8 protein-coding genes are annotated in these 11962 nt (G+C 57.7%); 6 read left to right on the top strand and 2 right to left on the bottom strand.

The window, feature by feature from the left end; genetic code table 11:
- Nucleotides 1-2: 2 nt before the first annotated feature.
- Nucleotides 3-2669 carry a phosphotransferase RcsD gene (gene rcsD / locus RTM13_RS12080; protein WP_312212254.1) on the bottom strand — a complete coding sequence of 889 codons (2667 nt, stop codon included), beginning with the start codon at nt 2667-2669 and terminating at the stop codon, nt 3-5.
- Between the two features lie 752 nt (nt 2670-3421).
- Between rcsD and RTM13_RS12075 the strand changes: the two genes are divergently transcribed.
- From RTM13_RS12075 to mgtE, 6 genes are all read left to right on the top strand, one after another.
- Nucleotides 3422-4540 (top strand): porin OmpC, encoded by a 1119-nt coding sequence (locus RTM13_RS12075; protein WP_312212253.1) that lies wholly within the window; start codon nt 3422-3424, stop codon nt 4538-4540.
- Between the two features lie 118 nt (nt 4541-4658).
- On the top strand, nt 4659-5705 hold the full coding sequence (gene apbE / locus RTM13_RS12070; protein WP_312212252.1) for an FAD:protein FMN transferase ApbE: 1047 nt from the start codon (nt 4659-4661) through the stop codon (nt 5703-5705).
- A 78-nt stretch (nt 5706-5783) separates the two neighbouring features.
- Nucleotides 5784-6848 carry a bifunctional DNA-binding transcriptional regulator/O6-methylguanine-DNA methyltransferase Ada gene (gene ada / locus RTM13_RS12065; protein WP_312212251.1) on the top strand — a complete coding sequence of 355 codons (1065 nt, stop codon included), beginning with the start codon at nt 5784-5786 and terminating at the stop codon, nt 6846-6848.
- On the top strand, nt 6848-7492 hold the full coding sequence (gene alkB, locus RTM13_RS12060; protein WP_312212250.1) for a DNA oxidative demethylase AlkB: 645 nt from the start codon (nt 6848-6850) through the stop codon (nt 7490-7492). Before ada ends, alkB begins: the two co-directional genes overlap by 1 nt.
- A gap of 80 nt (nt 7493-7572) precedes the next feature.
- Complete coding sequence (locus tag RTM13_RS12055; RefSeq protein WP_312212249.1) at nt 7573-9216, top strand: multidrug ABC transporter permease/ATP-binding protein; 1644 nt, start codon at nt 7573-7575, stop codon at nt 9214-9216.
- A gap of 23 nt (nt 9217-9239) precedes the next feature.
- A complete protein-coding gene (mgtE, locus tag RTM13_RS12050) occupies nt 9240-10676 on the top strand; it encodes a magnesium transporter (protein WP_312212248.1) in 1437 nt (478 codons plus the stop codon).
- Here mgtE and RTM13_RS12045 read toward each other — a convergent pair.
- The gene (locus RTM13_RS12045) at nt 10639-11886 is read right to left on the bottom strand and encodes a SulP family inorganic anion transporter (protein ID WP_312212247.1); all 1248 of its coding nucleotides are present in this window, start codon (nt 11884-11886) and stop codon (nt 10639-10641) included. The two genes, mgtE and RTM13_RS12045, sit on opposite strands and share 38 nt — an antisense overlap.
- Nucleotides 11887-11962: the final 76 nt, after the last annotated feature.

Below are 11962 nucleotides of genomic sequence, written 5' to 3'. Positions count from 1 at the left end.
TGCTACAGCAAGCTTTTGACGTAGGCGTCAATGTCGCTGATATATTTTTCTATGCCTGAAACATCTTTCTCACGAATTAAATGTTCCAGCGTTTCACATAATTGCTTGCCGGGAACCAAATTTAGCATGGCAAACACCCCTTTGAGGCGGTGCGCTGTCTGTGCCAGCGCCGCGAAATCGCTTACAGCCGCTTCAGTATACAACCTCTTAACATCGTCGGGTACTGTATCGACAAACAGCGCATAATAGCCGCTGGCATGCAGTTCGGCATTTTCATTTCCGCCCATCGGTGAGGGCGAGACCTCATCCTGCGCCAGCTGTTCTTCGATAAGTTGCAGTATCGCTTCCTGCATTGCATTACTGATATTAAAGTTCACGCGCAGCTGGCCAGGGCCAATTTTCCGCACGGCGGCCTCATCATCGCTTAAAAGCAAGCCTGAGGCTGTAAGATTAGACGGATTATCCGTTAAAAAGAGATCGTACTCTTGACTTATTAATCTCTCATCCGGCGTGATGCAGCTTGCCCCCCAATTTTCCAGCTGGCGAACCACGATATGACGAATTTCGTTGGAGGTAATATCGATCATCGCTACGACGTCATCCAACAGCTTCTCTTCAGATTCAATCTCCTGCGCCTGGGCCGCCATCTTCACATGCAGCGTATAGCGGGTGCCTAAGCTTTCGCGTGCTTTAATGTTCAGATGGCCGCCAAGCTTGCGCGCCAGCTGATCGCACAGCCAGAAGGTGAGGGCGTTGGCTTTGCCGTAGCGATCGCTCTGGGTATCGTTGAGGAACGGGAAGTGTAAATTGTCCACCTCGCTGGCGGTGACCCCTTCGCCGGTATCGAGGATACGGAAGGTCAGGCGATCGTCCGCCGACTCGTCGGTATCAACCTCAAGGGTAATTTTGCCGATCTGGGTGGTGGTCACCGCATACTGGATCAGCATCAGCAGGATGCGTCTCAGCGCCTCGCGATCGCCGTGCCGCTCTTCGTTAGCGGGCAGGTTATTATTGATCAGCAGCTGCAGGCCTTTACGCTTGATGGTCGGCAGCACCTCAGGCACCACTTCATCAATCAGATCCTGAATTGAGAACTGGGTCAGCGTTCCCTTCCAGCTGTCGGTCTCCAGCATGTTTGCCAGCTGAATATCTTCAACCAGCTGCACCAGCGTCTGGGCATGATGCGTCAGATGGCGGCTCTCTTCGCTGTCGATCGCCGCAGCCTCACCGGCAAGCGTCTTAGCCGGCAGGCTTAGCGCCTCGCCAATATGCTGCATAAACGCCGAGCGGCCCTGCTGGTTTTTCTCATACAGACGCTGAGCCTGCTTGAGTTTTTTGTTAACCAGCACCTCGCGGTCCTGATCGCGAATAATAAAGATCTGCGTTCTCGGCACCACTTGGCTGCGGAACTGACGGATCTCATACAGCTCATTATTCACCGTTGCCTGGATCACTCCCTGGTGCTGGTCCGCCATGCTGGTGATGTTTTGCAGGTTCAGATGGGGCAGCAGGTGATCCGCGATCTTGTTGCTGATGACCGTCCGGTTGGCCTCCTGGTCGTGCACCAGCAGCCCCAGCGGCAGAACCGAGACAATCTCTTCGTTTAGCGCCCGCAGCAGGCGCAGCTCGTTATTTGCCCCCGGCGAGGAGTGGCCGTCGAGCTGGCGGCCCGGCTGATGGCGGAAGGTCGTAAAGCCAAACAGCGCCAGCGCCAGCAGGCCAATATTGAGCAGCAGCGGCAGGACGATATTCTGTAACGTCTCCAGCAGCAGGGTACCGAAAGGCACCTGCCACACCAGACGCATATCCGTCGAGTTCAGTGACGAGGAGATCTCAATCTTCGCTCCGCTAAAATTGACCGAGACGCTGTCCGCCGTCTCCTTGTCCGAGGCGCGCAAAGGGGTGGGACCGTTATCCGGCTCGAGGCGGAAGCTGTCCATCGGCATGCCGGGAGGGATGAGATCGTTAATCGGCAGATCGAACGCCACCACCGTCGCCAGATGGCCCGGCTGGTTAAAGGTGGTACGCAGGGTAAAGTAGTAACCGTTTTGCCAGCTCAGGCTGCGCAGCGGGGAGAAGCTCTCCCGCTCGTCGAGAGCGTTAGCCTGCTGCAGCATCTCTGCCCGGCGTGAGTCGACGATATTATCAATGGTCGACTCCTTGAAGCCCGAAGAGAGATCCTTCAGCGGCAGGGTAGAGACCAGGATCATGCTGTTATCCTGGCCGTTAAGATAGTACATCGACCAGGGCACGGTCTCTGCGCCCCATAGCGTGTCGAGGTAGGTAGAGATGCGCTGCGTCATCTCCAGGGTTGAGCCATCGTGGGAGCCGAAGATCAGCGCTTCGGTTTTACGTCGTGGCTTCTCAAGATAGTAGACGTCCTGCTTCAGACGCGTCTCCTGAAGACCGTCAGCGGGAGCGGCAGGGGCGGCAGCGATATTGTCGTAGATCTGCCATGTTGCATAGCGCCAGGTATCGACCCGCTTGTGCATCGCATGGGTGATGTCGACGATTTGATAGCTCTTATCTTTCAGCCATGCATTAACGGCGCTTTGCACCATGACGCCCAAGGTTACCAGCAGAACGATAATCAGTAATAGAAAGAAACGGGTAATGTTGCCTGGTATCAGGGAAAACTTGCCAGGGATCATGCTGTCGGATCGACTCATCAGTGTGTCATCAGGCTGGTAAAAGTTATGCTACTTGGTGGCGTACAGCAGGCAGTATAAAGGGTAATGACTGAATTTCCAGACTCTCTTCACGTCTGGCGAGAAACTGAACGGCAAAAAAGGGGGTAAACGCAGCGAAGCGGTAAACTTGTACAGGATTTAGGCGGCAGTATAAATACCCAGCGATAAAAGAAGCGGAATAGCACGAAATAACAAGATATTGCTAATGCTTTTGGCGTAGTCAATTTTACTTACTTTCCGTCATCATTAGTTAATAGTCGTTATAATTACGGGGCGGTAGCACAAAATTGAGCAGGTAACGTAAAGAAAGGTAAAAAAAAGCCGAATGCAGAGCATTCGGCAAGAATTGGGGTAAACGGACATTCAGAGTCGAATGACGGTAATAAATAAAAGTTAATGATGATAGCGAGGGTTATTTTAGTAGCCAATCTGCGATTTGTTTTGTCTTTCAGTGCTATGAGCGCTAAATCATACAACTTCATGATTTGTATGTATAAATATTATTTCTTGATTATTAGTGCGTTATTTTTTAGCTATTCGTGGCAGCAAAAGTTCCCTCAAATTTACAAAATGAAACATCTATCAATCGAACTGAAACATATTAAAAGTTTTAGTAGCATTTTCTTGTTGGATTATTCTGTATTTTTTAGGAGAATGGCTTGGCCGACTGATTTGACGCTCAATCAGTAAGCAGTGGCAATAATAAAAGCATATAAATGAGGGTTAATAACATGAAAGTTAAAGTACTGTCCCTCCTGGTACCAGCTCTGCTGGTAGCAGGCGCAGCGAACGCGGCTGAAATTTATAACAAAGACGGCAACAAATTAGACCTCTACGGTAAAGTTGATGGCCTGCACTATTTCTCTGATGACGACGGTAGTGATGGCGATCAGACCTACATGCGTCTTGGCTTCAAAGGCGAAACCCAGGTTAACGATCAGGTAACCGGCTACGGCCAGTGGGAATACCAGATCCAGGGCAACACCGCTGAAAGCGAAAACCAGTCCTGGACCCGTCTGGCGTTTGCCGGCGTGAAATTCGGCGACGCAGGCTCTTTCGATTACGGTCGTAACTACGGCGTAACCTATGACGTGACCGCCTGGACCGACGTGCTGCCTGAGTTCGGTGGCGACACCTACGGTGCCGACAACTTCCTGCAGTCCCGCGCTAACGGCGTGGCGACCTACCGCAGCACCGACTTCTTCGGTCTGGTTGACGGCCTGAACTTTGCTCTGCAGTATCAGGGTAAAAACGGCAGCGCCAGCGGCGAAAACGACACCGGTCGTAGCACCCTGCGCCAGAACGGCGACGGCTACGGCGGCTCCCTGACCTATGACATCGGCGAAGGCTTCAGCGTCGGTGGTGCTATTACTTCCTCTAAACGTACCGCTGACCAGAACGCAACTGGCGTCTACGGCAGCGGCGATCGTGCCACTGTTTACACCGGCGGCCTGAAATACGACGCTAACAACCTCTACCTGGCGGCACAGTACTCCCAGACCTATAACGCAACCCGTTTCGGTAACTCCCAGAACGACTCTACCGTGTACGGCTTTGCTAACAAAGCGCAGAACTTCGAAGTGGTTGCTCAGTACCAGTTCGACTTCGGCCTGCGTCCGTCCCTCGCCTACCTGAAGTCTGAAGGCAAAGACGTGGACAACGGTGTCATTAACTACGGTAACCAGGATCTGCTGGAGTACATCGACGTTGGTGCGACTTACTACTTCAACAAAAACATGTCTACCTACGTTGATTACAAAATCAACCTGCTGGATGACAACGACTTCACCCGTCAGGCTGGTGTCAGCACGGATGATATCGTAGCGCTGGGTCTGGTTTACCAGTTCTAAGCCGTTATATACATTCATGCATGAAGGGGCCACGTTGGCCCCTTTTTTTATCGATTCTTTTCTGGACAGGCACACTTTTGGTGTACCCTTGCGCGCATTGTGTAAGGAAATCATTACTATGGATACCACTCTTTTTCGCGCAGCCCTGCTGGCGCTGACCCTTATTCTTATCGGCTGCGATCCAGCCCCGCCTGCGCCGCAGCCTGGCGCTGCCGTTACCGTTCTGGAAGGCAAAACCATGGGCACCTCCTGGCGCGTGAGCGTCGTGGATATGGATAAAGCCGAAACCGATGCGCTGCGGGATAAAATCACCGCCCAGCTCGACGCAGACGACAGGCTGCTCTCTACCTGGAAGAGCGACTCGGCTCTTAGTCGCTTTAACGCCTCCACCAGCACCACGCCGTGGCCGGTCGACGCCGCGCTGGCGGATATTGTCACCCTTGCCTTGCGTATCGGCATCAAAACAGACAGTGCGATGGATATTACCATCGGCCCGCTGGTCAACCTGTGGGGCTTCGGCCCGGATAAGCAGCCGGAAACCACCCCAACGGCGGCGCAAATTGAAGCGGCAAAAATGCGCGTGGGTTTGCAGCATCTGTCGGTCTCTTATCTGGCAGGGCAGCAGTTTTTACAGAAGGATATCCCTGACCTCTATGTCGATCTCTCCACGGTAGGCGAAGGCTACGCGGCCGATCATCTGGCGCGACTGATGGAGCAGGAGGGGATCCCTCGCTATCTGGTCTCGGTAGGCGGAGCGCTGGTAAGCCGGGGTATGAACGGCGAAGGCAAACCCTGGCGGGTGGCGATCCAGAAGCCAACCGATCGTGAGAACGCAGTGCAGGCGGTGGTAGATATTAATGGACACGGCATCAGCACCTCCGGCAGCTACCGCAACTACTACGAGCTGGACGGCAAACGCCTGTCGCACGTGATCGATCCGCAAACCGGGCATCCTATCGATCATAATCTGGTATCGGTCACGGTGATCGCTCCGACGGCGCTGGAGGCCGATACCTGGGATACCGGCCTGATGGTACTGGGACCGCAGAAGGCCCGTGAGGTGGCGATGCGTGAAGGGCTGGCGATCTATATGATCACCAAAGAGGGCGATACCTTTACCCCCTGGATGTCGCCGCAGTTTGCCGCTTTTTTGCAGAGTAAATAGAATTAAAGCGCAAGATTTAAGATGAAGGCTGCACCAGCCCAGGGCATAGTCAGGCTAAGCTAAATAGAGGAGCCTGATATGAGCGTAACAACCTTTATTGAAGACGAGCACCGCTGGCAGGCGGTGCTCGAACGCCGGGCCGATGCGGACAATTGTTTCGTCTTTGCCGTCATTACCACCGGAATCTTTTGCCGCCCCTCGTGCCGGGCGCGCCATGCCCTGCGCGAAAACGTGCGCTTCTTCACCGATGCAGAGGCGGCGGCGCAGGCGGGTTTTCGCGCCTGCAAACGCTGCCAGCCTGACAGGCCCGCAGATGAGAGCAGCCTGGCGCAAAAAATCACCGCCGTCTGCCGCCTGCTTGAGCAGGAGACGCCGATAACCCTGGAGGCGCTGGCGCAGAGGGTCGGTCTCAGCCCGTATCATCTTCACCGCCAGTTTAAAGCCGTCACCGGCATGACGCCAAAGGCCTGGCAGCAGGCCGCCCGGGCGAAACGCCTGCGCAGCGCGCTGCCCCACAGCGCAACCGTGACTGACGCGGTGCTGACCGCCGGTTTTCCGGATAGCGGCAGCTACTACCGCAAGGCCGATGAGACGCTGGGCATGACCGCCCGGCAGTATCGCCAGGGTGGGGAGGGGATGGCGATCCGCTACGCGCTAACGCACTGTGAGCTGGGTCGCTGCCTGGTGGCCGAGAGCGATCGCGGTATCTGCGCGATCCTGCTGGCCGACTGCGAGTCGCTGCTCACCGCCGAGCTGCATACCCTATTTCCTCATGCCCAGCTGATGCAGGACGACGCTGAATTTAGCGCCCGCGTTGCCGAGGTGGTGGCAACGATTGATAATCCTGGCCGCACGCTAGCCCTGCCGCTGGATATTCGCGGCACCGCCTTCCAGATGCAGGTCTGGCAGGCATTGCAGGCGATCCCGGCGGGGGAAACCGCCAGCTACCGCGCCATCGCTACCGCCATCGGCAAACCGCAGGCGATCCGCGCCGTAGCCAGCGCCTGTGCGGCTAACCGCCTGGCTATCGTGATCCCCTGCCATCGCGTGGTACGCGGCGATGGCATGCTCTCCGGCTATCGCTGGGGGGCGACGCGCAAGGCCCAGCTGCTGGCGCGCGAGTCGTTAAAAGAGGAGACCTGATGCTCGATCTGTTTGCCGATGCCGAACCGTGGCAGGAGCCGCTGGCCCCAGGAGCGACCATTCTGCGCCGCTTTGCCCTTGCCGATGCCGATGAGCTGCTGACGGAAATCAATACGGTGGCCAGCACGTCACCGTTTCGCCAGATGATTACTCCCGGCGGCTATACCATGTCGGTGGCGATGACCAACTGTGGCCGCCTTGGCTGGACGACCGACGCGCGCGGCTACCGCTATGCCCCTGACGATCCGCTCACCGGCCAGCCCTGGCCCGCCATGCCTCAGGCCTTTGCTACGCTCTGCCTGCAGGCCTCGGCGGCGGCGGGCTATAGCGATTTTCAGCCGGACGCCTGCCTCATCAACCGCTATCTACCGGGCGCAAAGCTCTCGCTGCATCAGGATAAAGACGAGCCGGATCTGGCAGCGCCTATCGTCTCGGTCTCGCTGGGTCTGCCCGCCGTCTTCCAGTTTGGTGGCAGCCGACGCAGCGATCCGCTCAAGCGACTGCTGCTGGAGCATGGTGACGTGGTGGTGTGGGGTGGCCCGTCCCGGCTCTTCTATCACGGCATACAGCCCCTTAAGCCAGGCCACCATCCGGCGACCGGTGAATGCCGCTACAACTTAACCTTTCGCCGGGCAGGTAATTAAGAATATAAATCAGAATTATTCTTGATTCAGTGCGATAGCAGTTTACACTGCGGGCTGATTTTTCTTGCCGGATCGCTCTCATGGAACTTCTTCTTCTTGTCTGGCGGCAGTACCGCTGGCCTTTTATTGCCGTCATCCTGTTAACCCTGCTCAGCGCAGCGCTGGGCATCGGACTGATCGCCTTTATCAACGCGCGGCTGATCGAGAATGTGGATATCTCCCTGACGGTGCTGCCGGAGTTTCTCGGCCTGCTGCTGCTGCTGATGGCGGTGACCCTCGGCTCGCAGCTGGCGCTGACCGCGCTCGGTCATCATTTCGTTTATCGTCTGCGGGGCGAGTTTATCAAGCGCATCCTCGACACCCAGGTGGAGCGGGTGGAGCAACTGGGTAATGCCGCGCTGCTGGCCGCGCTGACCAGCGACGTGCGTAACATCACCATCGCCTTTGTACGCCTGCCGGAGCTGGTGCAGGGGATCATCCTGACCACCGGATCGGCGGCCTACCTGGGCTGGCTCTCCGGCAAAATGCTGTTGGTCACCGCCCTATGGATGGCGATCACCATCTGGGGCGGCTTTGTGCTGGTATCGCGAGTCTATAAGCATTTAGCGAGACTGCGTGAAACTGAAGACAAGCTGCACCATGACTACCAGACGGTGCTGGAGGGGCGCAAAGAGCTGACCCTCAACCGCGAGCGTGCCGAGGCGATCTTTAACAACGCCTACCTGCCGGATGCCCGGGAGTATCGCCACCATATTATTCGCGCTGACACCTTCCACCTTAGCGCCGTTAACTGGTCAAATATTATGATGCTGGGGGCGATTGGCCTGGTGTTCTGGATGGCCAACGGTCTCGGCTGGGCGGATACCAACGTCGCGGCGACCTTCTCCCTGACGGTGCTGTTCCTGCGCACGCCGCTGCTCTCGGCGGTAGGCGCGCTGCCCACCCTGCTCAGCGCCCAGGTGGCGTTCAACAAGCTGAAGCAGTTCTCCCTCGCCCCCTACCAGCCCGATTTCCCGCGCCCGACCGCCTTTACCGGCTGGCAGACCCTTGAGCTGCGTGATGTCACCTTCACCTATCAGGAGGGTGCCTTCTCCGTTGGGCCGATCAACCTGACCCTGAAGCGTGGCGAGCTGGTATTTCTTATCGGCGGCAACGGCAGCGGCAAATCGACCCTGGCGATGCTGCTGACCGGACTCTATCAGCCGGTGTCGGGCACCATTCTGATTGACGGCCAGCCGCTGGCCGCCGGGCGTGAAGAGGACTACCGCAAGCTCTTCTCGGCGGTATTTACCGACGTCTGGCTGTTTGACCAGCTGATTGGCCCGGAAGGCAAGCAGGCGGATCCGGCTATCGTTGACAGATGGTTAGCGCAGCTGAAGATGGCGCACAAGCTGGAGCTGGATAACGGCAAGATCCTTAACCTCAAGCTGTCGAAAGGGCAGAAGAAGCGCGTGGCCCTGCTGCTGGCGCTGGCGGAAGAGCGCGATATCATCCTGCTGGATGAGTGGGCGGCCGATCAGGATCCGCACTTCCGCCGCGAGTTTTACCAGACGATCCTGCCGCTGATGCAGGCCGAAGGGAAAACCATTTTTGCTATTAGTCACGACGACCACTACTTTATACATGCCGATCGCCTGCTGGAGATGCGCAGCGGCGTGCTCACAGAGCTGACAGGAGAAGAGCGGGCGCTCGCTTCACGCGACGCCGTTTCACGCACCGCATAGGAATAAAGGATAAGGAGTCGTTAATGTCCGCCACCCCTAAAAATAGTGCCCGCCTCCGCGACGAGGAGCGGGCGCGCCTCATCTGGCTGCTGAATACTAACAGCGCCATCACCTCCCAAATTCTCGGCAAGCTGACTCTGGTTGAGCAGTTCGACGGCAGCGCGTTAAACGACGATATTGCCGAAGTCGGCGTGCTGGTTGCCCATCTTCCGGCCCCGGACCTGGCGGATGCGCTGGAGGCACTGCCCACCGAGGAGCGGCGGGCGCTGTGGCGTCTGGTGGAGGATCTGAAGCGCGGCGAGGTGCTTGTAGAAGCGACGGACAGCGTGCGCGAGGATCTGATCGAGGAGATGAGCGACAAAGCGCTGCTGGAGGCGCTACGCGGGCTGGATATCGACGAGCAGATCTATCTGGTTAAGCGCCTGCCGCGTAACCTCACCGGGCGGCTGGTGGCCTCGCTGCCGCCGGACGATCGCGCCCGCGTACATCAGGTGATGAGCTACGAACAGAACAGCGTGGGTGCGCTGATGGAGTTTGAGGTGATCACCGTCCGCCCGGAGGTCACTCTTGAGACGGTGCAGCGCTATCTACATCGCCTCGGCACTATGCCGCAGAATACCGACAAGCTGTTTGTCACCGATCGCGATGAACAGCTGCTGGGCGAACTGCCGCTGCAAACGATTCTGCTCAGTGATACCCAGGCGTTGGTCAGCGAGGTGATGAAGGCCGATCCCGTCACCTTCTCGCCCCATGACGATGCGGAGAAGACCGCCCGTACCTTTGAGCGTGACAACCTGGTGAGTGCGCCAGTGGTTAACCCCGACGGCAAGCTGCTGGGGCGGGTGACCATCGATGAGATCGTTAACGTGGTCTATGAGGAGAGCGATAACGACATGCGCCTGATGGGCGGCCTCAGCCCGGAGGAGGATGTCTTTGCCCCGGTAGGCAAAGCGGTCAAGAACCGCTGGGCGTGGCTGGCGATCAACCTCTGTACCGCCTTTATTGCCTCGCGGGTGATCGATGGCTTCGAGCATACCATCTCCCAGCTGGTGGCCCTGGCCTCGCTGATGCCTATCGTCGCCGGGATCGGCGGCAACACCGGCAACCAGACCATCACCATGATCGTGCGCGCGCTGGCGCTGCAAAACATTCAGCCGGGGAACTACCGTTTTCTCATCTTCCGTGAACTGGGCGTGGCGCTGATCAATGGCCTGGTATGGGGCGGGATTATGGGCGGCGTAACCTGGTGGCTCTATGACGATATGGCCCTCGGCGGGGTGATGACCCTGGCGATGGTGCTAAACCTGCTGCTGGCCGCGACCATGGGGGTACTGATCCCCATGATCATGGTGCGGCTGGGGCGCGACCCGGCGGTCGGCTCCAGCGTGATGATCACCGCCCTGACGGATACCGGCGGCTTCTTTATTTTTCTGGGTCTGGCGACGCTGTTTCTGCTTTAGCGCGTTTTTTACGGCTAAAGACCGGGGGCAGCAAGAACATCAGCGCCACCCCAGCGACTACACCAATCGCCAGGTTTCCGGTGGTGACGGTGGCAATCACCGTTACCAGCATCACCAGCGTCTCGGTTATCGGGGCGCGTTTTAGCTGCGCAGGCTGAATGCTGTGCCAGTTGAAGGTCTTCACCGCCACAATCACCATGATCCCGGCCAGCACCGCCATCGGGATCTTCGCCATCACGTTGCTCAGCGCAGTCACCAGCAGCAGCAGGACCAGACCCGCCGCGATGGTCGAGACGCGGCTGCGCCCTTTACCCATCTCAACGTTGACGATGGTCTGGCCGATCATCGCACAGCCCGCAATCCCGCCGTAAAAGCCCGCCAGAATGTTAGCGATGCCGAGACCTGCGCTTTCGCGGCCCTTGTTGGACGGGGTTTCGGTAAGATCGTCTACCAGCTTCGCCGTCAGCAGCGACTCCATCAGGCCGACAAAGGCGATGCTCAGTGCGCAGGGCCAGATGATGCTCAGCGTGGTCAGGTTGAACGGTACCAGCCACTGGGTCAGGCCGGGCAGGCCACCCTGCATCGGGCCTTCATCGCCCACCACCGGCAGGATCTGGCCGGAGAAGACGGTAAAGAGGGTCAGCACCACGATGGCCACCAGCGGGGAGGGGATGCTCTTCAGCACCTTCGGCAGCCAGAGCACAATCAGGATCGTCAGGACAAACAGCCCGAGGATCAGCGGATCGCGAGTCCAGAAGTGGGGTACCTGAGCGAAGAAGATCAGGATCCCCAAAGCGTTAACGAAGCCGGTCATCACCGTGTGCGGAATAAAGCGCATCAGGCGCGCCATCCCCGTCAGGCCGAAGACGATCTGAATCACCCCGGCGAGCAGGACGGCAGGCAGGATGTACTCCACGCCATGCTGATGCACCATCGGGCCGATCACCAGCGCTACGGAGCCGGCCGCGGCTGTGACCATCGCCGGACGTCCGCCCAGGAAAGACATCCCCAGACAGAGCACTACGGAGGCGATCAGGCTTACGGTTGGATCGACGCCAGCGATCACCGAGAAGGAGATTACTTCCGGGATTAGCGCCAGGGCAGTCATGACCCCAGCAAGGGTTTCGCGCATCAGCAGCGACGGCGAGCGCAGCACCGTACTAACGCTGCCAGCTTGTACAGGAGTTAAAGCTTTTTGGGCATCAGGCATAGAATTTCACAGAGTTAAAGCGGACGGAAAGTGTGCAGTGTAGCAAAGCGAAGAATAGTAACGGCGGGGCGCAGGA

Origin of the sequence: Pseudescherichia sp. (assembly GCF_031979925.1) — a bacterium.
Taxonomy (GTDB): domain Bacteria; phylum Pseudomonadota; class Gammaproteobacteria; order Enterobacterales; family Enterobacteriaceae; genus Pseudescherichia.
This window is presented reverse-complemented; position numbering and strand designations above follow the sequence as displayed.